36 protein-coding genes are annotated in these 21870 nt (G+C 47.5%); all 36 read right to left on the reverse strand.

Translation table 11 applies throughout. The features are described 5' to 3' along the window. Positions 1-210: 210 nt before the first annotated feature. Positions 211-2082 (reverse strand): hypothetical protein, encoded by a 1872-nt coding sequence (locus tag IPP74_15595; GenBank protein ID MBL0320698.1) that lies wholly within the window; start codon positions 2080-2082, stop codon positions 211-213. Continuing rightward, a complete protein-coding gene (locus IPP74_15600; protein ID MBL0320699.1) occupies positions 2082-3512 on the reverse strand; it encodes a hypothetical protein in 1431 nt (476 codons plus the stop codon). The genes IPP74_15595 and IPP74_15600 overlap by 1 nt, the downstream gene beginning before the upstream one ends. Next, on the reverse strand, positions 3512-3778 hold the full coding sequence (locus IPP74_15605) for a hypothetical protein (GenBank protein ID MBL0320700.1): 267 nt from the start codon (positions 3776-3778) through the stop codon (positions 3512-3514). The genes IPP74_15600 and IPP74_15605 overlap by 1 nt, the downstream gene beginning before the upstream one ends. 20 nt (positions 3779-3798) lie before the next feature. Continuing rightward, complete coding sequence (locus tag IPP74_15610; protein MBL0320701.1) at positions 3799-4128, reverse strand: hypothetical protein; 330 nt, start codon at positions 4126-4128, stop codon at positions 3799-3801. Between the two features lies 1 nt (position 4129). After that, positions 4130-4528 carry a hypothetical protein gene (locus IPP74_15615; GenBank protein MBL0320702.1) on the reverse strand — a complete coding sequence of 133 codons (399 nt, stop codon included), beginning with the start codon at positions 4526-4528 and terminating at the stop codon, positions 4130-4132. A gap of 2 nt (positions 4529-4530) precedes the next feature. Further along, positions 4531-4881: a DUF3168 domain-containing protein gene (locus IPP74_15620; GenBank protein MBL0320703.1), complete on the reverse strand. Its 351-nt coding sequence runs from the start codon at positions 4879-4881 to the stop codon at positions 4531-4533. Then, a complete protein-coding gene (locus tag IPP74_15625) occupies positions 4878-5240 on the reverse strand; it encodes an HK97 gp10 family phage protein (protein MBL0320704.1) in 363 nt (120 codons plus the stop codon). Before IPP74_15625 ends, IPP74_15620 begins: the two co-directional genes overlap by 4 nt. Continuing rightward, entirely contained in the window at positions 5240-5593 is a 354-nt protein-coding gene (locus tag IPP74_15630) for a hypothetical protein (GenBank protein MBL0320705.1), read from the reverse strand. Before IPP74_15630 ends, IPP74_15625 begins: the two co-directional genes overlap by 1 nt. Next, positions 5590-5958 (reverse strand): hypothetical protein, encoded by a 369-nt coding sequence (locus tag IPP74_15635; GenBank protein ID MBL0320706.1) that lies wholly within the window; start codon positions 5956-5958, stop codon positions 5590-5592. Before IPP74_15635 ends, IPP74_15630 begins: the two co-directional genes overlap by 4 nt. A 59-nt stretch (positions 5959-6017) precedes the next feature. Beyond that, positions 6018-7106 carry a hypothetical protein gene (locus IPP74_15640; protein ID MBL0320707.1) on the reverse strand — a complete coding sequence of 363 codons (1089 nt, stop codon included), beginning with the start codon at positions 7104-7106 and terminating at the stop codon, positions 6018-6020. 12 nt (positions 7107-7118) lie between these two features. Next, positions 7119-7541: a hypothetical protein gene (locus tag IPP74_15645; GenBank protein ID MBL0320708.1), complete on the reverse strand. Its 423-nt coding sequence runs from the start codon at positions 7539-7541 to the stop codon at positions 7119-7121. 8 nt (positions 7542-7549) lie between these two features. Then, entirely contained in the window at positions 7550-7972 is a 423-nt protein-coding gene (locus IPP74_15650) for a hypothetical protein (protein MBL0320709.1), read from the reverse strand. Between the two features lie 138 nt (positions 7973-8110). After that, entirely contained in the window at positions 8111-8503 is a 393-nt protein-coding gene (locus IPP74_15655; protein MBL0320710.1) for an endonuclease VII domain-containing protein, read from the reverse strand. A 123-nt stretch (positions 8504-8626) separates the two neighbouring features. Beyond that, positions 8627-8842: a hypothetical protein gene (locus IPP74_15660; GenBank protein MBL0320711.1), complete on the reverse strand. Its 216-nt coding sequence runs from the start codon at positions 8840-8842 to the stop codon at positions 8627-8629. An 8-nt stretch (positions 8843-8850) separates the two neighbouring features. Next, a complete protein-coding gene (locus IPP74_15665) occupies positions 8851-9786 on the reverse strand; it encodes a hypothetical protein (protein ID MBL0320712.1) in 936 nt (311 codons plus the stop codon). 25 nt (positions 9787-9811) lie between these two features. Further along, positions 9812-10171, reverse strand: coding sequence for a hypothetical protein (locus IPP74_15670; protein ID MBL0320713.1), 360 nt, complete (start codon positions 10169-10171; stop codon positions 9812-9814). Continuing rightward, positions 10140-10997 carry a hypothetical protein gene (locus IPP74_15675; GenBank protein MBL0320714.1) on the reverse strand — a complete coding sequence of 286 codons (858 nt, stop codon included), beginning with the start codon at positions 10995-10997 and terminating at the stop codon, positions 10140-10142. The genes IPP74_15670 and IPP74_15675 overlap by 32 nt, the downstream gene beginning before the upstream one ends. Before the next feature lie 7 nt (positions 10998-11004). Then, complete coding sequence (locus tag IPP74_15680) at positions 11005-11439, reverse strand: hypothetical protein (GenBank protein MBL0320715.1); 435 nt, start codon at positions 11437-11439, stop codon at positions 11005-11007. Between the two features lie 139 nt (positions 11440-11578). Next, positions 11579-12046, reverse strand: a complete 468-nt coding sequence (locus IPP74_15685; GenBank protein ID MBL0320716.1) for a hypothetical protein — start codon at positions 12044-12046, stop codon at positions 11579-11581. A 5-nt stretch (positions 12047-12051) separates the two neighbouring features. Continuing rightward, positions 12052-12303 carry a hypothetical protein gene (locus IPP74_15690; GenBank protein MBL0320717.1) on the reverse strand — a complete coding sequence of 84 codons (252 nt, stop codon included), beginning with the start codon at positions 12301-12303 and terminating at the stop codon, positions 12052-12054. A 1-nt stretch (position 12304) separates the two neighbouring features. Then, positions 12305-12772, reverse strand: coding sequence for a hypothetical protein (locus tag IPP74_15695; protein MBL0320718.1), 468 nt, complete (start codon positions 12770-12772; stop codon positions 12305-12307). A 165-nt stretch (positions 12773-12937) separates the two neighbouring features. Then, positions 12938-13132, reverse strand: coding sequence for a hypothetical protein (locus IPP74_15700; protein ID MBL0320719.1), 195 nt, complete (start codon positions 13130-13132; stop codon positions 12938-12940). A gap of 29 nt (positions 13133-13161) precedes the next feature. Then, entirely contained in the window at positions 13162-13629 is a 468-nt protein-coding gene (locus IPP74_15705) for an HNH endonuclease (GenBank protein MBL0320720.1), read from the reverse strand. Between the two features lie 64 nt (positions 13630-13693). Further along, complete coding sequence (locus IPP74_15710) at positions 13694-14236, reverse strand: hypothetical protein (GenBank protein MBL0320721.1); 543 nt, start codon at positions 14234-14236, stop codon at positions 13694-13696. A gap of 234 nt (positions 14237-14470) precedes the next feature. Beyond that, on the reverse strand, positions 14471-14755 hold the full coding sequence (locus tag IPP74_15715) for a hypothetical protein (protein MBL0320722.1): 285 nt from the start codon (positions 14753-14755) through the stop codon (positions 14471-14473). 406 nt (positions 14756-15161) lie between these two features. Continuing rightward, the gene (locus IPP74_15720; GenBank protein ID MBL0320723.1) at positions 15162-15437 is read right to left on the reverse strand and encodes a hypothetical protein; all 276 of its coding nucleotides are present in this window, start codon (positions 15435-15437) and stop codon (positions 15162-15164) included. 317 nt (positions 15438-15754) lie between these two features. Next, positions 15755-16030 carry a hypothetical protein gene (locus IPP74_15725; protein MBL0320724.1) on the reverse strand — a complete coding sequence of 92 codons (276 nt, stop codon included), beginning with the start codon at positions 16028-16030 and terminating at the stop codon, positions 15755-15757. A 269-nt stretch (positions 16031-16299) separates the two neighbouring features. After that, on the reverse strand, positions 16300-16755 hold the full coding sequence (locus IPP74_15730; protein ID MBL0320725.1) for a hypothetical protein: 456 nt from the start codon (positions 16753-16755) through the stop codon (positions 16300-16302). A gap of 30 nt (positions 16756-16785) precedes the next feature. Further along, a complete protein-coding gene (locus IPP74_15735; protein ID MBL0320726.1) occupies positions 16786-17115 on the reverse strand; it encodes a hypothetical protein in 330 nt (109 codons plus the stop codon). Beyond that, a complete protein-coding gene (locus IPP74_15740; GenBank protein ID MBL0320727.1) occupies positions 17112-17528 on the reverse strand; it encodes a hypothetical protein in 417 nt (138 codons plus the stop codon). The genes IPP74_15735 and IPP74_15740 overlap by 4 nt, the downstream gene beginning before the upstream one ends. Positions 17529-17721: 193 nt before the next feature. Next, the gene (locus tag IPP74_15745; protein MBL0320728.1) at positions 17722-18087 is read right to left on the reverse strand and encodes a hypothetical protein; all 366 of its coding nucleotides are present in this window, start codon (positions 18085-18087) and stop codon (positions 17722-17724) included. 423 nt (positions 18088-18510) lie between these two features. Next, a complete protein-coding gene (locus IPP74_15750; GenBank protein MBL0320729.1) occupies positions 18511-19131 on the reverse strand; it encodes a hypothetical protein in 621 nt (206 codons plus the stop codon). Next, positions 19128-19487, reverse strand: coding sequence for a hypothetical protein (locus IPP74_15755; protein ID MBL0320730.1), 360 nt, complete (start codon positions 19485-19487; stop codon positions 19128-19130). Before IPP74_15755 ends, IPP74_15750 begins: the two co-directional genes overlap by 4 nt. Then, a complete protein-coding gene (terL, locus tag IPP74_15760) occupies positions 19484-20026 on the reverse strand; it encodes a phage terminase large subunit (GenBank protein ID MBL0320731.1) in 543 nt (180 codons plus the stop codon). The genes IPP74_15755 and terL overlap by 4 nt, the downstream gene beginning before the upstream one ends. Beyond that, complete coding sequence (locus IPP74_15765; protein MBL0320732.1) at positions 20019-20972, reverse strand: hypothetical protein; 954 nt, start codon at positions 20970-20972, stop codon at positions 20019-20021. The genes terL and IPP74_15765 overlap by 8 nt, the downstream gene beginning before the upstream one ends. Next, positions 20939-21283, reverse strand: a complete 345-nt coding sequence (locus IPP74_15770) for a hypothetical protein (GenBank protein MBL0320733.1) — start codon at positions 21281-21283, stop codon at positions 20939-20941. Before IPP74_15770 ends, IPP74_15765 begins: the two co-directional genes overlap by 34 nt. Positions 21284-21870: the final 587 nt, after the last annotated feature.

The raw sequence follows: 21870 nt of genomic DNA on the forward strand, positions 1-21870 counted from the left end.
GGCGGCGGTCAGGATGCGGTTATACACGCGGGCATCAAATATTTTTCCGTCAAATGGGAGAGTATAAGGGAATAAAGAGGAATTTGTATTTCCTACAAAGTTTGTTCCGGTTTCTTCCTCTACGGTTCCCGTAGGACTTTGAACTACCGTTAGAGCCTGTAAAACTCATTGATATAGAATTTTGGTTCGTTAGTTGTTGGGTTTGTACTGTCATACGTCACTAAAACATGAACCCACGAGGAAAGGGTAATAGAATTTAATGGCGAACTCCATGCCCCATTGATACCCGTCATGTATTGATAATAAAATGCCTTCTTTTCCAGTGATGGCCGCGATTCCGTACCCACTTGATATACCGTTGAAATTTCCTAGTATAAAATTTGATACAGTCGGAGGATCAGTATCCAAATAGACCCAGGCGCTCATTGTCTTTTGTATTTCGTTGGATACCTGCGGAAGATAATTAAAGTCGATTCCATCTGTACTTGTTCCTGCAAACTCAACCGTGACAGGCTCAAGACCTTCTGATAAATAACTATCGTTTTGTTTCACGCCATATTCACAATAAATAATCCCGCCTTGCTTGATAGTAAATGCGCGGTCTGTGATGTAGTAGTGATTGCTTATCCCGCTTCTGTCCTCTGTTCCTAAAATTAAGGAACCGATGGACAGCATAAGGAACGTCATGAGATGGTTTGAATTTAGGTTCGCAAGGTATTTCATTTTTGTTATCCTGCTTTTCGAGTTCTTATATTCTTCGATAACTGACAGCCCGTAGACGTTTGCCAAGTAGGTATCTTTTTGATATTTTTGGTCAAACTGGAAAGGGGCATACCCATACGCTGCTTGTGAGTCGGGATCGTCTTTCGTGCTTTCAATACTATTCCCGTAATAAATGCCATATCCGCGAGCCTGTAAAAGCGTGATATAAACGCCAGCCGTCGCGTTATTCTCAATCGAATAATAAACCGTGTCACCGTAGTATGTCGCCGTCACTACTACGTTTGCGGTGTAGTTTGTGCCACTTCCATCACTGGCCGCATTTGCAAGGTAATCCGTAGTTGCTACGGGTGTCTGCATGTTCGTACCTGATACCTGAGACAGGCCGGAAGGGTCTGTGTAATGCGCTGAAAATTCAGCCGTTTTGCCGGAAGGGATAAAGAGCGGAGTACCCAGCTTGTAAAGCACTTTCAACGATGTATCAGTTATAACGGGGTGGGCGCGGATAATGGAGGCATTCAATAATCCATCTTCGGGCAATAAAATATTATGCTCTTCCATATCCGCATGGATAGCCGCGTCCTCGTATGCGCCTTCGTTCCCTATAATCTTCGTACCATCCTCTGCAAGAATGAAAGTGTTATCTTCTGCGAGGATATAAGAGTCTGTGTCGCTTACTACCCAAACTTGATCCAACGCCCGCCAGCCTTGACGGGATAGCATATTTTCGGCAACGAGTGTACCGTCTTGCTTGACGTAGATGTATCCTAGCTCTGAGTTTGCCAACTTCGTAAATTCCGATAATGCCATTGTCTTTCTTTGCACGTTATCGAATACAGCGGGGAAAGTAAATGAACCGGTCGCAAATTCGGTATCCTCTGGTTGAATGGATAACCGCGCAAGTATCAACGCCATTGCTTCATCAATGCGCTTGTTTAGCGCGATTGTTGCGCCCTTCATCGGATAATTTACAGGGACGTACATCCAGTCAACTGCCATAACCCGCGTTTGCTCATTGCCCCAATTTTTATCATCTGAGTCAATGGACATAATGCGACCCGTCCATATTTCTTCTGTGATACCCTTAAACGTACCCATGACGCGGATTTTTGTGCCCTTGTTAAAGCCTGTCAGGGTGGACAATCCGCGCACAGCATCCCCACCCATAGGCGAGAAGTATTTACTCTTATTATTCAGGGTGATATTGAGAGTACCAAGAGCCGCAACCCGTTGGTCAGGTTTCCATCCGCCTAATCCATTATTGCCAGCAATATCACCGACAACATAAGCGGATATGTCCACCCATGCGGAGCCGTTATAGTATTCGGTAGTGATCGCGTCAAGATACGCTTCGACTGTCATTAGTCCCGCGCCTTTGCAAACTCAACCGCAAGGATAGCCGCGAGTTTATAGTAATCAAATCCCATGCTTGCAGAGGCTTGATTATTATTGACTTGCGACCCACTAGGAAGATTGAGTAATTCCGGCCCGCGCTCTCCTACCCATGTGAGGCCGGAGGCAGGCCCGCCGGATGCGCGACGATTTGCGCCGCTTGTCTTTGGGGGTGTCTGAAAAGCAGATCCGTATCCCTGATAAGGTGTGTAGCCTGCGGGGGTTGAAAGGTTCTGCTTGCCCGCGATTACATTCAGCATATCAATGGTTCGCTGTAATCCGTTATTAAAGAAATTCCAAGTTGCGGTCAGTCCTTGAAGGATAAGGTCAATCGCCTGTAAAGCCGTGATACCGATGGCTTTCCAGTCCAGTATCAGTCCTTGACCTTCGCCGCCGAATACAATATTGAAACGGTCAGAAATTGCGGTAAGCAACTCATTCCAGTGTTGCTTTATCATGGATGTCTCAAATTGGCTTGATTGTTGGAAGTCAGCAAATCCCGTTTTCATATTGTCGGTAAATTGATTCCATGCGGGGATACCTTCATTGATAACCCAATCCGAAATACGCATGAGGCTATCCATGAGCGGTTGAATGTCAATACCCGTAAAGGCTTCAAAGTCTGCAAAGAACTTGTCCCAATTACCTGTATTGATACCCAATGCTATATCGCTTGCCAGCGTGCCGAGCTTCTCGCCAATGTTGCGGATACCGTCCGCTATCCACGGGGATTGAACCCAATCAATAAAGGTTTTGAGTAATTCACTTGCACCGGGGAGCAATGGCCCCGTGAAAGCGTTTGAAAGTCCTGTAAAGGTGAGTTGTACTTCATTCAAATTGCGCTGAAAGTCTTCGTACTGGTTTGGGTCAAGGGATAAGCCCAAAGACTCAACCTTACGCTTAACTTGATCTATCCCGCCCTCTTTTGCAAGCGTGTCGAATACGTCTACCAGTTTCGCGCCTGATTTGCCGAATACATTTGTGAGGAAGTCTACCCGCTCGGTTTGCGTCCCAAACTCGGCATACTTCGAGGCAATATCATTCATTAAATCGGATTGGTCGCGTACATTCCCGCCCGCGTCTTTGATACTGATACCGAAGTCCTCCAACGCTTTTCCTGTTGTAGACAATTCGCCGGAAGAGTCTAGTAAGCCCTTCGCCATGATGACCGTCGCATTTGAGAGGGTGTCAATTTCAACGCCTGCTTTTTTCGCAACAAAAGACCATGCCGCTAGTTTATCGGTACTCATTCCAGTAACGTCGCCGAGTTGGTCAAGTCCTTCAGCCCATTCCTGTGTTCTTTCTACGGCTCCAGACACAAGGCCAGTAATAGCCTTGATACCTTCGAGCAACATGCCAGTGTTGAAACTGATGGGGATAACTAGACCTTCAAGCTGCATTACTTCCTCGTTTTATTCCGCTTTGAAGCGGCCTTGATAATGTCCATGTTGGCTTTCATTTGTGCGGGCGATTGCTCGCGTGATTTTGCCTCGCCCCAATAGTCATGGATAAGATCGGCTATATTCGGCAACTGCTTCACACGTCCAAGCATAAGGGCTTGTATAACCTCTGCGGTTCGTAAATCGGCTCTTTCCTCTGGGAAAGGTTCGGTTGCATAAATGGCTTGCCAATAAACGTATTCGCTCGCGTCCATTCCTGCGAGCATTTCAGCAACGCTTCGCCAGCCTAAGACGCGGCAGAGTTGGAAGTCAAAACGTCCGTTTTTTTTAGCTCGTTTACCGCGTCCTCAACGGCTTTACTGCCTAGCCCGTTGAAAGCGAAGATTTCTTTGGTAAGTTGACTAATGATGGAAGTCGGCAATAATCCAATATCGTCAGGCGATAACACAGGGTCAACTATGGATGTAGACACAAGCCCGAAAATTTCCGCGCTCTGCATGTCCTTCCCGCGTAACTGAAACGCCTCGGAGGCAGTAAGCGCACGAATAACCATAGACCCGCCCTCTATGGTTATCTCTTTTGTACGTGCTTTTATCAGGTCGTCACGCGTCCACATACTACGAACTCAAGTCCAGAGAGTCAGATGGGCGGAAAGTGATTTCAGCCTTAAGTACTTCGGGCTTGCTCGCGTCTGCGGTTAGAGGCTTGATCGCCGTCGGGATCGCCTGAAAACGTTGTGTGCTGTTGTCAGGGTAAGTGATGGTATAAGCCGCCTTTGTCCCTGCGACAAGGTCTGTAACGATGGTGGCAATATTCGCCATGTCATAATTGATCGTCGCTTTGAACTCGCCCATTTCGCGGAGTTTGCCGGAGATGAATTGACGCACGCCGCCGGAGCTGTGATTCGTGCTTTCAACTGCGGGGTTGGAGTATTCGGGCGGGTCGATTGATACCAACTCGCCAATTGAAGTTGTGGCCTTCTTAAGCAGAGTGCCGTAATTGGTTGTGTTTGCCATTTCTACACCTCATTCCATACATAAAATTCGACGATGCGCCGATATAGCGCGGATTCTTCGTCGATAAAATCGCTGATTGTTTCAGCTACGATCAATTCGATATTTGTTTGATTTAGGTCAAGCGCGGCTTTCACGCTATCGGCTAGGGTGATTGCGGCGGCGTAGGTATTTGCCCAACATGACACCTGCAAGCGGCGGCGTACCATGTCGTTACCGCCATGATGACGGGCGGTAACTTCGCTGATAAATTGATAGCATCCACCCGGAAGGGTTGCGCCCTGCTTTGGCATACTGAGCGGGTAAAACGTCCCCACGCTTGCCAGCTTTCCAGCGATTACGGATTCAATGGTCATTTCGTTATGTCCCTGAGATTAGCCGTTACACTGTCCACAACTGCAGAGAGGGCGGCCAACTCTTCAGTATCAAGCGCATTTCGCAAGAACGGTTGAGCGGGAACGTATGAGCCGCTTCGGGTGTAATGTCCGAACTCAACATAGGAGGCGTAAGGGGCTTCAAATCCGACTTCAACATCATTACCGTTTTTTGAGACAAAAACGGTTGATTTTAGATAGCCAGAATCAACTGGACAATTACTTTCCGCCTTTACCGCGATTACTAACGCGCCCTCTGCAAGATCATCAACGGTGAAAGCCAGTCCTACCGCTTCGAGTTGCGCTTTGAGTTTGCTCATTCCTGCGATTACTGCGGGCATTAGATGGATACCTTTTTGAGTGGGACAATCTTCACATTACGCCCGAGTTGCACGCCGTCTACCGAGTACGTCACGCCGTCACTAATTACCTTGTACCCTACTTGTACCGCCTGAGACATTGCGACACGTAAAACCGCGTCAGCATCAATGGTGACAATCTCGCCTCTGTAGTTGCGATATTCCTTTTGGGTCATAAGCCCACAAGTTACCAAAGTCCCAGAGTCAAAAGAATCGGTCATTTGACCTAAACTATCGGACGCGCTTGTACGGGCGTAAAGGGTCACTTGATCGTTGAAACTCTCGCCCTGTGTAACGGTCATGCGTGCGACTTCGGCGGCGGTGAGACTTCTCATGCAACCCAATCCGCGTGATCGTCATTTGTTGAGTACCCAATGGCGTAATTGGATGAATAGACAACCGCGTCAGTGATTGCATTATTGAGATTATTGCGAATCATCTCGGCCTGTTGGCTTCGTGAGTAGCTCGCGCCGTCCGCGCTGAAATTGTAATCAAGAGATACATCATTTAGAGCCTGCCGCCATACTGCCACGTCAGCGATTGCATGTAACTTTTTCGCGTCCGTCGCCTCGGCTTCGGTTGCAACGCCGTACAATTCGAGCGTCTTGTCCGTGATCGCTACAAGTTGAACACTATCCGACCATCCGAGTTGTGTTTTGATCTGCGAGAAATTAGCGGTTATATAGTCAGCGAGTGCCATAGATACCTTTCACCCGCCGAGTGTGGAGGTCACCCGGCGGGCTTTTCAAAGGAGTATAATTATCGGGTGCGTACCAAGCCCGAAGGATTAGAATAGGTAGTTTGATGTCCACCGTCAAGGATTGCAGCGGAGTGACGGCCCCAAACGCCAAAGCCAATTTCAGCCTCGTAGGTCTGAGCGGACAACGGATGAGCATTGAACTCCGCAACCAAGCGGAGGCCATTCAGCGCGGTGAACTTGTCAACGCGGTGAACAATCGGCTTCATCGGAGCGTCAACGGCGTTTGCCATGTAATAGCCGGAAGGAATCCACGAGCGAGTAATAACAGGATAACCAGCCCAATAACCCACGAGTTTATTCGCAGGGTCTTCGCTTGCTACCTGAGTTTCAATCGTGCCGGAAGTGCGACCCGGTACAGCCAACACACCCAAAGTAAGAGCGGTGAATTTGGTTGACGCAAGGCCAGTGAGGGTTGAAACGTTGGCTTGATTGATTACCAACTGGACATTCGTCAACCCGTGTTCAGTCACGTTGGCAATGAGTGCATCAATGTCGGTGTAAGCGAGAGCCGCGCCATCCGTACCAGCGTAGTGATTATGGGTAGACTTCGTGAAAGCAGTTCCATCCGGGGCGTTCGGAATCGCCATACCATCGGCATTCAAAAGGCGTTTGACAGCCAATGTCGTACCGTCGCCGAACTTGTCCACAAAACTGTAGTTGGCTTTGCCAAAGAGAGCCGCTTTCAACTCGTTACGGAAGCGGGTCACATAGGCAGTTTGAAAGCCGAGTACGCGGGTTGCCATATCGGCGGGGGTAGCGCGTGCCATGAAATCAGCAGTCCAGCCAGTCGAGCGGCTAAACTTGCGGAGTGGGAAATCGATTTCCTCGCCCTGTGTGTCCTTCTGGGTGCGAGCCACGCCGGTTTCGTCAACTTCGAGCATCTCGCCCTCTTCGGATGCGCCATAAATGCGGCGTACATCGGAAGTGGTTTCAGCGATCATACCGATTTGATCGGCTACCTGAGCATTCAGCCAGTCCAAATGGGCTTGAATAGCGCGGGCAATGTTGTCAAATCCGAACTGAGAAGCGGGAACGAAACGCTGTGCTAGTAAATCCTCAAGGGAGTAAGTGCCAGTATATTTATTCATGTCTGCTCTCCCTTATGCTACAGCGGCACGAAGTCCGGGAGGCGCAATGACGATAATCTCTTTGTCAGAGATCGCCATAGCGACGGGAGTCGTTCCAGTGGTTTCAAGTTGATTGGTTGCGCCGACATAAAAACGAGTGCCGGGGGTGTACGCGTCTGAATCTTCCAGCCATTCCATAATCAGGCCTAAGCCTTTAATGGTGCAGGGAAGTCCGCCGTCACTGTCATTTGCGGACATGGCAAAACCGTCAAACGCCAATTCATTTGTAGAATCGTCGGTTGCGGGGCGGATCGCGCCGTTACTGTCAATAAAGACAGGGGCGAGCTTTTCAAATGCAAGACCGGGGCCAGCCGTCAGCAATTCAGAAATATTTACACAAGTCTGTGCGCTGATGGTGTCATACCCGGCTTTGGTTGATTTTACAACTGCGGCCATAATTTACCTCATACAATATTGATCGTTTTCTTTTGCCCGCCGTGTGTGTCACGGCTTGAAGGCAAGGGAGGGATTTCCTTTTTCGTGATTACGTTGGCCGGGTCTGACAACCATTCTAACTGAGCAACGGGTGAAAGATTATCCAGCAACTTAATCAGCGGATCGGGTAAATCCTTACGCAAGGCTTCCACCTTTTCGGCGGCGGCTTCGTTTGCGGCTTGTTCTTTCGCTTCAATAGTGGATTTGAATCCGATGTACTCGGTTTGCAATTCCTTGTATTTCGCGTCATGCTTTCGCCGCTCTTCAGCCAGTAGCTTATTTACTTCGGATTGTGTGAGGGTTTTTTCAGTCGATTTTGTACCCGGTGACTGTTCCGGTTCCTTCACTTCGGTTTCTTGCTCGGTGGTTTCCTTGCTTGTTTCTTCGGCCATTTATCCTCTTTTCGGCTAGAGTAAGCCGCTCCCCTGTTTTGTTTGTACAAATGCTTTGCAATACCTTTTCACAATATACAACAAAACCCCACTTTTTACAAGTGGGGTGATTATAGAATGGCGGTGCTTCGTTGCTGTTTATCTGTACTTTTCTAAATACTTTTCGGCCTTTCTTACTAAATCAACATCCTCCAGTAAAGATAATACCCTATTATTGCAAGCAACACACAAAAGACCTCTGACATACTTCCTTTTTTCTTCTGGTGGCATTTTTGAATAACCATCAACGTGCTTGTGGTCAATCGCAAATCCAGCCTTTCCGCTTGCAAATATCCTACCGCCCGTTTCTGTTTTCCCGCAAATACCACATTTACCGTCTTGACTAGCAAGCATTTCATTATATTCTGCAAGCCTTATTCCATAATTCCAATAATATCTTTGATCTTTTTCGTTCAAAAACTTCTTCGGACGTCCGTTTGGATTACCAGAAAACCCTTTCACGAATCTTTTACCAATTGGCATTTTCTTCATTTTTCCTCTAATAGAAATCGCCCACACAAAACGGGCAAGCGTTTCATGCGGGCGAAGTTCACAGATTATTATGGCGACTCTTGCCAGTCACAATGAGTCTATTTTACCACATTCTAATATTTCTTATCTTGTCATAATTGCGCTAAGGATAAAGATAAAAAAGAAGATCGTGACAATCGTTATAGATACAAGTTTCATCGTGTCTTTGAAGTCTTGTACCTGCTTCCTAAGTATGGCGTGATTTCTTTCCTCCTCCTCGCGCTGGAAGTTGCGCCTTACGCTGAAAGTCTCGCCGCCCTCTTGCGTGTGTTCGTGTGTTTCGTCCTTCCATGTTTTCATTTTGCCTCCTATCCTAATCCGTAATGAGTTTCTATCAGCCGCCTTACGTCCGTTTCCTTCGCCGTGTCACCGTCCAGCCTGTACCCGTCAAGGATGGCAATGGCGTTATCCAGTTCCTTGATAGTCCCACGGATAAAACTAACCATGTTTTTCTTGCGAAAGTGATCGTCATACGCCGCCTCCCATACTGGCGTGATTGCCTTTATCTTCTGAAATGGCGTAAGGGCTTCCAGATGTCCTTCGCTCTTGACGGCGGCAACTTCGGCGGCGTTCAAATTCTCTTGCAATGTCCGCTTTCGCATTTCAAGCCGTGAGCGGTAACCTTGATCGAAGTCCTCATAAGCGTAGTGTTTTCCAGTCAGTAAGCCGGAGCCCGGAGCCGTGATACTCATACCCATCCCTCGCCCGTACCCTATCCAATATTCGATGCAAGCCCGCTGATGTGCGTATTCAGTACCGCTTTCGGCCTCAAATCCGTATAATTCTATGCTCTCGTACTTGTGAAGGATTGCATAGAAAAGCATGTGAGCAAGTGTACTAGTCAGGTAAGGATTTTCGGGTAATGGCATTTTCAAGCATCCCGGCGCGTCCTCGTTCATGTCTTGCATGATGATCGTCTTTCCCTCCCGGTGTTGTGGTACGGTATAAACGCCATACTCGCAAAACGGACAGGGTACTTCTTTCCCTTCGTTGTATGCTTTCCCCTCCCCTTTACAGTACAGACATTGCCCGCTTTGCGCCTTGATATACAGCGGGTGGTTTGGGTCACTAATGTTATTCGGCCTATCCCAATCCCATCGCGGATGTATCTGGAAAAGCACGTCATACCGCTTAAGCCAATCCTTCGCCGGGGCTTCGTTTAGTGTCCATATTTTCTCGTCAGAGTCCCACGGGATCGCGGCGCGGGTGCGCGGGTTCATTCCTACCATTACAATCTTTGTCATTTTATTTCCTTTATCTGCCTAACGGTTAAGCGTTACTGGCGGGGCGGTATAGGCAACCCATGCCGGTATGATGCTCGATTGATGTGCCACACTCGCAAAAACCTTCGGGCGTAGCCCCGTCCAGTGCACGCGATTGTTCGGCGGCTTGATAGCCAGCAATAAACGCTGCCCGTGTTTCTTGATAATTAGCAGATACCCTCAAAGATGCTTCATTGGTTGACGCATTAGGCCAACGCTGTTTCCAATATTTCCAAAACTCATTTCCACGCATTTGTTGGGCGGCATCAACCATAGGGATTTGACAATCCAGACATACTTTGTTTTCAGTGGATAACATTACCCACGCATTTCCTTTACACTTCGGGCAAATAAGAACAATTGACATTTTTAGATCCTTTATTATGTTGAGGGCGTGTCCGCCGAATTTCTGTCAGCTTTTTGGCACTTTCCCACGGCCTTGATCCATCTGCCAAGTCTTTCAGCCAATTGCCAGCCGTGCCATTACTGACCTGAAAACGTGCCATAATTGCCCCGCGTGCGTTTTTGCGCTTTGTCAGTATCCAGTCAATATCACGCTGGTTAAGGTCATTCCATTTTTTCGGGGTAGCAACTTCGGAAGTTTCCGCGTCAATTATGCCTGAATTATCCCTCTGATTTGTGGCAACTCCGCCGGAAGTGAAAGCAACTCCCTCGATCCGCACGGCAATTCTACCGGCCCAGCCGTCAAGTCCTTTGTTCATGGCGCGGATTGCCCTTTCAATCGGAGTGTACCTGAGTTCTGAATCAGTCAACTTGTCAACTCCGCCTTGAATCCAGCCTAAAATGGCACTTGCCAAAGTTGGCAACACGCCGTAGGCAATTGCAACAATTTGATTGGCAACCTGCAAAGTTTCGGCAGGTATCCAAACAAATGACGAATCTGCCTCAATAAGTGCCTTTGCACTGACAGTTCTGATTAAGGCAAATTCATTGAAAAACAGATCAGCCCCGCCAAATACGATAATTCCGGCAACCGCCGCCCATTTGACTTTAGGTTGACGCACAAAGAAAAACGAGAGGTACACGCCAATAGCGAGGCCGATGCTTTGACCGTAGGAAAGCAGGATATAAAACAAAGTGTCTGCGGGTTGGTACAGGTGGATAAAGTTCGCAACCCGATCAACCTGAGTTATCACAAAAAATATCGCAAGATATTGAGCGAATTTTCGCATGATTCACCTATAACTTTGTGGCGATTTGGGCGCGGGCTTCTTTGGAGACAGTCGCAAGATCGGAGGGAATGTTTCCATCTTTCGCGGCCTTTTCAAATACTTTCCCGTCAAGTTTCAGCGCGGGCGTGAAGTGGGCTATACACCATTCCTTCGCTTTGAGTTCGTCTGTCACCACTACGGTAGTAAACCACTTGACAGCGACGCGGGCGGGGAGTTCGCAAGAATTATCATACAAGGCGAGGGCTGATGTTCTGATTTTGCTTTCGAGTTCTGACAGTTTGCCGTCAAGGATATTCCCGTCATTGTCCAGCCGCATAAAATCATCGGTTTGTTGGACGGTTTCAATCATTTCACGCTTCGCCTTGCGTACCTTTTCGGCATCTTCGCGCACTTTGGCCAGTTCGTTCAAATCACTTTCGAGTTGTTCTTGTACTGAGTTCATTGTATTATTCCTTTGAATTTTGATTTAGGCTCCCACGGGGAGAGTGTGGGAATAGGTCTAGTGTGCTGTTCTACCAGCCGCCCGAATATCTAGTATTTTGGGCCTCTCGTTCCTATCGCTTCGCGCACGGCCTTTGATTTTACGAGTCTTGATTTACATTTTCTGCGGCGGCTTGTCGCTCGGCATCCTCAACAAGCGGTCGTAATTCCTTGCCTGCGGCGATCAAATCTTCTTCTGTCACTTTCACCCGGTCAGGGTTCGCATGTTTGATATTCACTTTATCAGCGCGATTGCAAAGGCTGATCCAGTGATTCCACAGCGTATTATTGACTGGACTAGGATTTTCGATTTCGATTATCTCGCCAGTTTCAGCCTTGACGTTTGCGAGTCTTGCGTCTCGGATGGTTTCAACTTCGGTTTCATCAAGCCAGCCAAGACCGCAAAGGGATAGGGTCAAGCGGCGTTTTGCTTTGGTAACGGCTTTCATCTGCACGTTGCCAAGATTGCCCTGCATATCCTTTTTTGCCACTACTCCAATTTCGACGTCTGTGCGGCCCGTCTTATCATGTCCTTTGACCTTCACGAGAAATTGCGTCTCGTTTTCCACAATGTCTACATCGTCAATTGATACTCCGTTGATATTGCGGGTTGATCGGTTGCGTCCTTCTTTGCGTACAGGGTCAACTTCCCGTTAAGCGTCATATAATCAAACGGCTTTGTAAGCGGATTGAGTCCTACGCTTTCGCAAACATGGCGGTAATAAGATACCCGCTGTTCTGGGGTCAATTTAGACAAATCGCCGCCAAGTAAAACGCTTTCCATAATCGCGGCGTCAACGGTATTTGATACGGTCAAGTCATTCATGTTACGCTCCCATTCCCATTGTGTATAAATCGTTTCGTTCTCGATCGTCGGCCTGCGTGAATTCCTGCGCGTCGCCGTGATCCGGGCAAAGTGGATTATCACCGGCGTACTCATAGCAAAGGCAAGTTTCGGACTTTTCTTCGTCGTCGTCGGCTGGCTCCAAGTCCATTACCATAAGTTCGGCGAGTGTTACCGAGTGAGGCAAAAGTGCGCCGTCTGTGAGAATGTCGGCGATTCTGAATGTCTTTGTTGGGTCAACGTCGTACACTGTGCGAATGCCTAGTAATTTCGCTTTGACAACTTCCTTGAAGTGAAACCAGCGAAAAGACCCGTTTTCGTAATGAAGGAATGCGTCAAATTTTTTACCGTTTTCCATTCTCATATTGATAGACTCTAATCCGTCATTGAGTTCATCAAAAGACTTGCTTGTTTCCAATTGGCTGTAAATATCTTGCAGGTTTGTTTTCATGTGTCCGTTTTCTCCTTGCCCTCGAATATACGACAAAAGCGCGTTAGTAACATTGCAGAATCATTCTAATTTCATTACAAAATAAAAGCGCCTTAGTAGTTCTAAGGCGCTTTCCGTGCGGGTGTCTTATCTTCGCTTTTCAGCGGTCAATTGAGTTATTCTGCATTACTTGCGAAAAGCGGATCGCATCCTTTCGGCTGAGGGAGGGCCGGCGAACTTGCTAATGATGTAGGACACAAGTCCGGCGGCGACTGAGGCGAGGACGCCGGAGTCGAGCGGTAGGCCGACGGCTTTCGCGCCCAGGTCAAGCAGATAGGCGACGATCACGACGAGCGCACTTTGTACGGTTGCATTAAGCATATTATTCTCCTTTCGTTAGGTTTATATAATTATACATCTGGAAAGTTTAGTTTCGCAAACTCGCCAAAGTATTTACGGGCGGCGTTGTCATAAGCACGGGCGGCGTCTTGAATGTTTTCAAATCTTCCAAGTGATAAATGCTTACCATTTGTTTTTATTTGTGCAATCCAGTTATTGCCCGCTTTATTTTTTGTAACGCCTTTATATCCTGACGTGTTGTTTTTTGGTTTTGCCTGATTTTTGCAGTTCTGAGAATGAGAAGCCAATCTAAGATTTTCTTTTCGATTATCTAATTTGTTTCCGTTTATATGGTCTACTTCTTGACCGGCTTTTGCCGTCATAATATATCTATGCATATAAACATGTTTATGCTCGGGCCATGTGGTGCGCTCGGCGTATATGTTATTCAAATGCCATTTATATTTATTGAGTTTTTTAAAATCCTCGTCGTCAACGAGTGCGAATTTCCCCTGCGTGAGTGGTATACTTTTTGTCATTAGAGCCTCCTACGGCTTTAGTCATGTACCCGGAGCCGATCTGCTCGCGGGTACTTTTATTATATCATTTTCTGGGAAAGATAAGATCAAGCCGGGAGCGCCGAGAATGATTTATTATTCTTCTGTCATTCTCGGCGTAAACCTTTTGAGCTAATTTAAAATGGTAAAACATTTCGTCCATTCTTGCCGCTCTATGCTCTACGTCGCCACGCGGGTAATCTGGTTTATAGTGATCCCATTCTTTATTAAAATCAACACCAAATAGATGGACTCTTTCGTACCCGAGATAAAACGCGGCTTTAAGCGCGACATACACCACGGTAAACCCAGAAAAAAACCGCTCATCCTTGAAGTCGGTTTCATCTTTACGGATAAGGAAAAGATTATTCAGGTCATACAGCCGGGATGATCCAAATTCCTTCGCTGCCAAAAATGCCAATTTTGCGCCGGACGCCAGTTTATAAATTTTCTCATGGTGGTTTATGAGTATGTCGTTATCCACACAAACGTAATAAGTGGGGGAGTACGGGCAATAATTGACTCCGAAAGTATCATACTTTTGGAGTGTATCGGCCGGCATATCGTTTAGGCTGGGGCCATTCCCCATGATTACGCAAGTCTTTTTTCATTTCGGGCTCCACAATGGGGCAAGGTCAAACTCTTCTGATAGCACATCACAATAAGAACACCTCACCGCCTTTGTTATCTTGGAAGTGAAACAAATCCGAAGTATCGTCACACCACACAAAATCAGGCATAGAATCACAAAAAGAAATAAACTCCCTGCCTGCCTCGTCGACTGTGTAAAAATTCGTAGTTTCGATTCTTCCACCTTTGGGTGTCATTTTTCCAACTCCCTTTCCGCTCGTAATGTGGACTGTAAAGCACTTACGGCATGTTTCAAAGCGTCATATTCGCCTTCGAGGGCGGCGCGGGTCGCGGTCGCCTCTGCTAGTCGTGGGTTTCCTTTTTCGCTTCCCAGCTTGATCCGATAGTATTCTGCGGATGCGGCGGCGGCGCGGTATCCAATATCCAGCATTTGCGCGGCAAGGCGGTCAATGAGGGTAATTTTATTTTGAGATGCAAGGGACATAAACTCTTGATAGGTAATCGGTTCGTTTTGCATTAAATCCTCTTATACCATCGTAGTATGTCTTCGGTTTCGATTGCGATTATCAGCGTTTCTGGATACGGCTCGGCTTCCCAATATTCCCGCTCGTCTGCGGTCAAGGTTTCGCCTGGCTCTTGACTTCGACCCGCAAAGTACGCACGTCGTAAGTCGCGCCCATTTTGCCAGTGACAACCAAATCATACAGCTTTTGAGCCTGTGTACCAAGTCCACACGAAAGCCCATTGCCCGCAACTCCCGTACAATTTGCGCCTGATTCCCGTCTACCTGTGAGGCGTAACGTAATCCCATGTTACACCTTGCCTTGTGCGTCATCTTCAAAAGTATCAAGACGGGCGGCTTTGCGCCCTTCGGAGCCGGTAAATACGTCCACACGATAGCGAAAAACCAACGGCCTAAAATCCTAATCATTGCATACCTCCATTGTATTCGTTCTGATTACTTTACCATCCGCAACCATGACGTTATGCGGGTTTATGTAGTACTTCCCTTGCGAGACGATCCAGCCATTCACGCGGGCGTACCGTACAATCGCTTGAAGCGTGCCATAACTGATTGACATGGCGCGGGCGAGATCGGCTCTGAACATGGGTTCTTTTGAAAGCAGGGAAAGCATCTGGGAGATGTACCTTTCCCTTTGCGCCAACTGCCTTTGAAGTGTTTTTGGGTTCGTCGTCATAAGTAACCTTTGTATATATATAAATACTTTATCTTAGTATGTAGTAGTAGGGGAAAGTACAAGTCCCATTTTTACCGCGCCATATAATAAAGCGTGATTTTATAGCAGGATTTCGCGGTACAACTGGCGTACAACTGGCGTACAACCTCGGTACAACTTGCGCGATTTTGGTACATCTGTCACGCTTCGACCTCTTGCGCGTGTTTTCGCGGTACAACTGCCTGAGTTGTACCGGACTTGTACCGGACTTGTACCGACTCCGGGACTATATGCGCCGCGTCAATTTCCGGGATCGTAAAGCAAACAATAGTCCTCTGTCACGTCTGGGAGGTTCTGAAATTGGCGTTCAAATTCCAGCCGTCCTCCGACCAGTACCACACAACAAATCCTTTTTGCATTTGGTCAATGTTGAGATAATAAGCGGCTTTTGATCTGCCTCGCACCGTGGCAATTCCTTCCAGCAAACAACCATCTGCCCGCATGATGGGGAGGGATTTCGCGGGAATGGTATTGATTACCCGTAGCGGGTCATAGATACCGAATACCTCCATAACTTTGCGGCGGTTTCCAATGATATTCCCATTCCAACGCACGGCGGGCAGTACTTCTTTTTTGGGATGATGTATTTACGCGCCATTTATAAGCCCTCCAATTGTTGAATTACTAAATATAAATCTTCGTCAGGCGTGTACCCAACGGCCTACCAGCCGCATCAAACTCATCACGCCAAACTTCCTTCAATTCTTCTATCGCTTTTCTGATTGTTTCGTTTCTTTCCTTCATAATGCAAATCTCCTTTGACAAAATAATACATCAAAGGAAGATTAGAAACATATCAAAATCATTGCAACTTCATTGCAGATTATTCCATCAATAGGGGACGGTGTATCTTTATCAGGCCGTTTGTTGATACCTCTGCAAGTCCCACGCCTATATCGTTGCGCTGGAAAGCGGATACCTTTTGACCGAAGCGCGTTTTCATTTGGAAAGAGGGGGTTATCATGGCGTAATGCGTTTGCCAATCTTGACTATAAGATGCCATGATAGCCTTGTGATAATGGGAGGATATTACAAGGTCAGGCATTTCCCGCTTTTCTTTTAGACTGTTAAAGTATAGGGCTTTGATAGCGTTTGATAATCCATTACCCTCATTTTGTCCATTGCCCGCGCCAGCCCACTGATGGACATACCATATCTTGCGCCCGTATTGTGTGAGTTTTAGTTCATCATGGAAGGTTGCGCCGAAGTCCTCAAAATGCTTGATAATCCCTTGCTCGGTGTACCCTGTATGCGTTTCGGTTCCTGAGACATACCGCAATTCATCCCCATTTTTACACTGAATCCAATCTCATATAAAGTCATCCATAACCGCCTGATGAATTATGACGTGATCTTCAACCATCGGCGCGGATAATTGTATAGTTCTGTGGTGTATTCCTTCGATTGCATCCCCGTTATGGGTAATTACCTTTTTGTATCCCGCGAAACGTTCCTTGATTGTCCTCGCACAATAAAGTAAATGGTCATACAGTTTTTGTTGATTAAATGAGTATGTTAGCAAACGTTCTTTATCATCCGCCATTAGCGGAGGAAGGGAGATGGAGGGGGGGAATACAGCGCGGTCACTACCGCAATGAGTGTCAGAGATTGCAACGTTGATTATGTCGCGCTCTTTCATTGCTTCTTTTCCGTAAAATCCCCGCCGCGTCTGCGGGTGGCTGCCGCTTTCATATCTCCTACCGCGTCCGTGAGTACGCCGAAAGTCGCGTTTTGTTGGCTGATAATCAACTGCTGATTTGTCAATATGGCGGCGATCCGTTCATTTGTTTGGGCCATTGAGACTGATAAATTTTGGATCGCCGCCGATATTGTACTGAGGGTTTTGGATCGTTCTAACTCCAATTCTCTGTGAAATTGCCGTTCTTGCTCTAGCTCGGTTTGCCGTTCCTGCCTTTGGTATTCCATGTTTTTCATAGAGACAGGAACTAGCTTATTTGTGATAAACGGCCAAACTTCTTTATACAGAAAATAACTGACAAGGATTCCCCAGCCGCCATTAGATAATAGGTTTGTAAAGTCGCTAATCCCCATATCATTCCGCCGTGCCTAGTTGTACCATCACATATTGAAGCATGGGTATCCTTTTCGACTTGCCGTGTCTGTACGGGCTTCCTGTGGGCTTCTATGGCACTTCTAGCCAACTCTTACCACTGGCGTACCCGCTTTTGGGGGTGTTCCTTTGACGATTGTACCTTTTTTCATGGTTGTTTGGACAGGGGCGGTATTAGGCGTTTCCCCTGAATCCCGCAAGTTTCATTGCAGACTTAGCAGGCACGCCGGCGCCCGTCAGCGCCGCCATTGTCGCGGCTTTTTCGTCAACGCTTTCGCCCCATGCTGAATCAACGTGCAATTCATGGTCAAAGTCGCCAGAGTCAAAAGTTCCGAGGGTCGCGGGGAATACGCCGTTATAAATGCCGATGGTCAAGGCCATTTCAAAGGCGCGGGATAGTGACGATAAAAAGTTATTGCGGGCTTCGGTTGCGCGGTCAACTGCGGCTCCGAGTAAGGTTCGCAAGGCGGTTCCGCTCATGGCGCTTTGGTCTGTGGGATTCATGGCGTACCAGCGCAACTCCGGCAAATCCTTTTTCAAGTTCTTCCATCTGTGCATTTAGGATCGCAAGCGCGTCCGAATAATCCACATTCGGGATTAAGCTTGAAATGGTAGCCAAGCCGGGGAGCGAGATAAGCCGCCCGAAGATTTGACCGATTACGCCTGTAATTGTGGAGCCGGAAGGTACAGGGCTTGCGCTTGTGTCGGTATTCACGCGCGGCGGGGGGAGGGGTCGGCCTTGCGCGTCTGTGCTGTTTGCGGAGGCGATAAAGACAGGCTCGCCAAAGGCAAAGAGTAAATCATGCAAACGGGTTGCAGCCCTGTTAGCTTCGTAAATCTTGTCAAGCGCATGGTACACACAACCTTGCCCGCGTGCGTCCCCGTTGTCGCGGAATTTTGTATGCACTACGGGAATGAAGTCAATACCCAATTCAGAAAAGGCGGTTACTTCTTTGGGTTGCCCTAACTGCTTGACGGGAGTTGTTCGGGCGTCTGTCCCTGCCAGATTTGCAGGGTCTTTGTTTCAGCGTCCCACACTTCCACGTAATTTTCAGGCATGTCATTGTCACCGAGTACAGGAATATCAAGCCGCAAATAGGTCAAGAATTGACGGCTATCTTCCTCGAAGTCTGTCACAAAGAACGGGGATATATCTTCGATGTATGTCTTTTGTTTATCCCCACGCACGCGGATAAATGAGTCCCCGTACAGTGAAAAGCCTCGAATCATTGCGCCTTTGTTGTTTCCAATGTTGCTATCCTTCACAACTTGGTCAATCGCTTCAATCAAAGGCTGATTCGGTTGCTCTTCGCCCTCTGTGGGTTTTTCGCCGCCGATGTACGCCATAACCTTGATTTCTTTACCGGGTAGCATCTTCGAGGCGTAAAACTCAACCGATCTGTTTACCACGGTTCGGAGGCGGCGGGTTGTGTCATCTTCGATAATGGCTTCATCGTTGTTATATAGCCCGTACAGCGCGTTATACAGGTTATTGTAGTCGTAAGGCAAAACGGAAGGAACGCCGCCCGGCCCCTCTTTATTCGTGCCTGTGATGAAGTCCCAAATTTGATTGATCGTTGTCATTGTGTCACCTGTGTTTCTGTGGTTGTCACGGTTGCGCCACTTTGCGCGGCGAGTAGATCGGCTTCCAGCTTTTCAATCTTGCGTTCTAGGCGGCGGATTTCTCCAGCCTCTTGCGCCTTGCCCTTATATTTCCGCATGTGTTCGCCGCATGTGTTTTTATATCCTTCATCAGTAGGATACCCAAAGGTAGCGACCCGTTCACATCCGTATTCATCACAGACAATCACAACCGCGTTTACTGTGTAGCATGATGGACATGCTACGATAATACGCCCCTTAATAAATGGATTGTTATCAATGAGAAGTTGATCGTCATCCGTAATCGTTTGGCATTCAGTACATTTCCATTTTTTCATTGTATGATTGTCCTTCCCGTGGTGCGGGCTTGTAATCCTTCAGCAAGATAATAACTCAGGTAGTCACAGAGTTGTGAAAATGCGTCAACTTGATCTTTATAAGCAGAGTTGGGGAAGTTGAATAATTCCGCTTCCCAATCGATCATCCAATCAGAGTCCGCCGATGGGGGAGGGAGTATGACACATCCCTTTTCGCACCATTTCGCCGCCTCGTATGCCCGCGCTATCTTGTCGCCTTTCGGCGTGTACGGCATGACCTTATCAGCAAACGCGCTGATTTGTTTCATGCTTTGGATGACCTGAATACCGCTCGATTTATTTTCAATGATTATATCCCGTGTGTACTGGCTTTTCATACCGCCGTATTTCTTCGCTTGCTCTTCAATGGCATATTGCAATTGTGGAAACTCAATCTTTTTACGCCAAATGTCACGGATATATAGTTTATAGTCGGGTGTCAATTCGCCAACAATCCCGCATGTATAAGCGGCGGTGTCCTGAATTGACGCGGCGGTATCCCATGAAAAGTATCTACCCACACAAGGGACAGAGGGTTTTGCGAACTGCGAACCAGTCCCGCTTAAAGATAGCGCCGACAAGCGGGGTGGGTCGCTGTTGGAATTGCCCAGCTACGCCGATTTCCGAGAGTGGCAACTTCAAAACGTCTAACTCTTTTCGCCCGATATGCTCCGGCCAGAGTAGCGTATCTTTTTCGGTACGCGGGTCAGTGAGTCCGATGGACGAATGAAAGCGGGTGACGCATTCCCATTCAGCGGGCAAGATAACAAACTCCCACGGGTCGCCGCGTTCTATGATATGCCCGCATAAGTCCTCATCATGTAGCCGTTGCATGATAAGTATTTTCTTTACGGTCTTTGGGTCATTCCCGCGCATGTGGATTGAATTGTCATACGTGTAATTCACCCGCTCGCGCTCGGCTTTGCTGTTGGCCTTTGTCGCGTCTAACGGGTCATCAATAATCAGATAATCCCCGCCTTGCCCAGTGATGGATCCGCCCGTACCAAAACAGGAACGATAGCCGCCAAAGGTATTTTGAAAATTCTCTTTTGAATCTTGCCGCTTATTGATTACGATATGGAATCTTTCCTCGTACCAACGGGAGGCGATAAGCTCGCGGCATTTCATGGAATCGCGCAAGGTCAACGCCTCGGAAAAGGAAAAGCAGAGAAACTTCGCGGCGGGTGTCTTTGTCCATACCCACGCGGGAAAGAACACGTTGCATAACAGGCTTTTCATGTGACGCGGCGGGACGTTCATCATTAGCGAGTTGGACGGGATACGCCCTTCAAATAACGCCTGTAGATAATCGCAAATCATACGGATGTGCCAGCCGTCCTGATATATCGTTCCCTTCTCAACCAAAGGCCAAGCGGATACAACAAAGGCGTGAAAATCTCGCCTGAGTAATTCCGCGTCAAGGTCTATGATTGTTACGGCTTCGATTTCTCTAACAGTTGCATCCATGTTTTTAATTCTTCATCCGTGAGTTTAGACAAGTCGGGCTTTTCTTCGCTCTGCATTTCGATTTTGTCAGGTACTTTTCCGTATGCGCGATTTGTCAGCGCGTCCCAAAATTGGTAATTACCTTTTTTTGCAAGAGATACCGCAACCTCGGTCATTTCTTCAATGACGCTTTTCTTTTTGCCGTCGTTATCCGCTTCCAAAAACTCGCGCACATATTCGCCGAAGGTTTGATTTAGCGGTTTGCGTCCCTTGCGATTTATGCGCGGATCACCTTTCGCAAACGGTTTTCCGACTGGCATAGATTTTTTCATGCGTGATTATTCCTAGATAAAATGATTGCAACTATTTTTGATGGGTCTTTGTAGTCCATGTCATCGGTACAGTGGACGATAAAGACGCAGTAAATAAAATAAGTTGAACCTGCGTTTTGTGCGATTATAGTCAAGAGTTTGAACTATTCAATTGGTTACGCATCAGCAAATCCAGCCGTACCAGACAGCAAGTAATCTTGCTACTCTAGTTGCTGTTGCACTGCCACTGATGATCTTGCAAATGGTGTTGTGTGTGCAATGCCGCCGCCCGGATTAAAGATGTTGACCCCAAACAATGTCAACAACCACTTCATAGTCCCTTATTTATTTCGCAATATGCGGTCACTGTTCCATTTCCGACGGTTGGGTTGGTCCATACAAACGACCATGTTAGTTGGCGGGTGTTGGAAAGTGGATATTGAATCAGGTTCTTGTTTGTACGGGTTGGAACTGTCCATAAATAACTTGTGGCGACTAGTGATAAAGGTCGCGGCAACCCCCCAATGTTAGCAACTTCATCAGTAGAGGCGGGGGCGTCGAAAACCGCATAAGTATCTACTGTTGCGGTTGCGCTAAAATCACTGTAA

This window comes from Alphaproteobacteria bacterium, assembly GCA_016722515.1.
In the GTDB taxonomy this organism is placed as follows: domain Bacteria; phylum Pseudomonadota; class Alphaproteobacteria; order Rickettsiales; family JADKJE01; genus JADKJE01.

What these genes read in the sequence shown, in the direction of transcription:
- IPP74_15675 (MBL0320714.1), bottom strand. Translation starts at nt 10,997, where the DNA reads ATGCGAAAATTCGCTCAATATCTTGCGATATTTTTTGTGATAACTCAG.
- IPP74_15720 (MBL0320723.1), bottom strand. Translation starts at nt 15,437, where the DNA reads ATGACGACGAACCCAAAAACACTTCAAAGGCAGTTGGCGCAAAGGGAA.
- IPP74_15680 (MBL0320715.1), bottom strand. Translation starts at nt 11,439, where the DNA reads ATGAACTCAGTACAAGAACAACTCGAAAGTGATTTGAACGAACTGGCC.
- IPP74_15640 (MBL0320707.1), bottom strand. Translation starts at nt 7,106, where the DNA reads ATGAATAAATATACTGGCACTTACTCCCTTGAGGATTTACTAGCACAG.
- IPP74_15690 (MBL0320717.1), bottom strand. Translation starts at nt 12,303, where the DNA reads ATGAATGACTTGACCGTATCAAATACCGTTGACGCCGCGATTATGGAA.
- IPP74_15710 (MBL0320721.1), bottom strand. Translation starts at nt 14,236, where the DNA reads ATGGGGAATGGCCCCAGCCTAAACGATATGCCGGCCGATACACTCCAA.
- IPP74_15755 (MBL0320730.1), bottom strand. Translation starts at nt 19,487, where the DNA reads ATGAAAAAATGGAAATGTACTGAATGCCAAACGATTACGGATGACGAT.
- IPP74_15770 (MBL0320733.1), bottom strand. Translation starts at nt 21,283, where the DNA reads ATGAAAAAATCTATGCCAGTCGGAAAACCGTTTGCGAAAGGTGATCCG.
- IPP74_15705 (MBL0320720.1), bottom strand. Translation starts at nt 13,629, where the DNA reads ATGACAAAAAGTATACCACTCACGCAGGGGAAATTCGCACTCGTTGAC.
- IPP74_15650 (MBL0320709.1), bottom strand. Translation starts at nt 7,972, where the DNA reads ATGGCCGAAGAAACAAGCAAGGAAACCACCGAGCAAGAAACCGAAGTG.
- IPP74_15620 (MBL0320703.1), bottom strand. Translation starts at nt 4,881, where the DNA reads ATGACCATTGAATCCGTAATCGCTGGAAAGCTGGCAAGCGTGGGGACG.
- IPP74_15610 (MBL0320701.1), bottom strand. Translation starts at nt 4,128, where the DNA reads ATGTGGACGCGTGACGACCTGATAAAAGCACGTACAAAAGAGATAACC.
- IPP74_15635 (MBL0320706.1), bottom strand. Translation starts at nt 5,958, where the DNA reads ATGGCACTCGCTGACTATATAACCGCTAATTTCTCGCAGATCAAAACA.
- IPP74_15600 (MBL0320699.1), bottom strand. Translation starts at nt 3,512, where the DNA reads ATGCAGCTTGAAGGTCTAGTTATCCCCATCAGTTTCAACACTGGCATG.
- IPP74_15735 (MBL0320726.1), bottom strand. Translation starts at nt 17,115, where the DNA reads ATGAAAGAGCGCGACATAATCAACGTTGCAATCTCTGACACTCATTGC.
- IPP74_15630 (MBL0320705.1), bottom strand. Translation starts at nt 5,593, where the DNA reads ATGAGAAGTCTCACCGCCGCCGAAGTCGCACGCATGACCGTTACACAG.
- IPP74_15740 (MBL0320727.1), bottom strand. Translation starts at nt 17,528, where the DNA reads ATGGGGATTAGCGACTTTACAAACCTATTATCTAATGGCGGCTGGGGA.
- IPP74_15695 (MBL0320718.1), bottom strand. Translation starts at nt 12,772, where the DNA reads ATGAAAACAAACCTGCAAGATATTTACAGCCAATTGGAAACAAGCAAG.
- IPP74_15660 (MBL0320711.1), bottom strand. Translation starts at nt 8,842, where the DNA reads ATGAAAACATGGAAGGACGAAACACACGAACACACGCAAGAGGGCGGC.
- IPP74_15615 (MBL0320702.1), bottom strand. Translation starts at nt 4,528, where the DNA reads ATGGCAAACACAACCAATTACGGCACTCTGCTTAAGAAGGCCACAACT.
- IPP74_15645 (MBL0320708.1), bottom strand. Translation starts at nt 7,541, where the DNA reads ATGGCCGCAGTTGTAAAATCAACCAAAGCCGGGTATGACACCATCAGC.
- IPP74_15700 (MBL0320719.1), bottom strand. Translation starts at nt 13,132, where the DNA reads ATGCTTAATGCAACCGTACAAAGTGCGCTCGTCGTGATCGTCGCCTAT.
- IPP74_15605 (MBL0320700.1), bottom strand. Translation starts at nt 3,778, where the DNA reads ATGCTCGCAGGAATGGACGCGAGCGAATACGTTTATTGGCAAGCCATT.
- IPP74_15595 (MBL0320698.1), bottom strand. Translation starts at nt 2,082, where the DNA reads ATGACAGTCGAAGCGTATCTTGACGCGATCACTACCGAATACTATAAC.
- IPP74_15715 (MBL0320722.1), bottom strand. Translation starts at nt 14,755, where the DNA reads ATGCAAAACGAACCGATTACCTATCAAGAGTTTATGTCCCTTGCATCT.
- IPP74_15765 (MBL0320732.1), bottom strand. Translation starts at nt 20,972, where the DNA reads ATGGATGCAACTGTTAGAGAAATCGAAGCCGTAACAATCATAGACCTT.
- IPP74_15750 (MBL0320729.1), bottom strand. Translation starts at nt 19,131, where the DNA reads ATGACAACGATCAATCAAATTTGGGACTTCATCACAGGCACGAATAAA.
- IPP74_15665 (MBL0320712.1), bottom strand. Translation starts at nt 9,786, where the DNA reads ATGACAAAGATTGTAATGGTAGGAATGAACCCGCGCACCCGCGCCGCG.
- IPP74_15670 (MBL0320713.1), bottom strand. Translation starts at nt 10,171, where the DNA reads ATGTCAATTGTTCTTATTTGCCCGAAGTGTAAAGGAAATGCGTGGGTA.
- IPP74_15625 (MBL0320704.1), bottom strand. Translation starts at nt 5,240, where the DNA reads ATGCCCGCAGTAATCGCAGGAATGAGCAAACTCAAAGCGCAACTCGAA.
- IPP74_15655 (MBL0320710.1), bottom strand. Translation starts at nt 8,503, where the DNA reads ATGAAGAAAATGCCAATTGGTAAAAGATTCGTGAAAGGGTTTTCTGGT.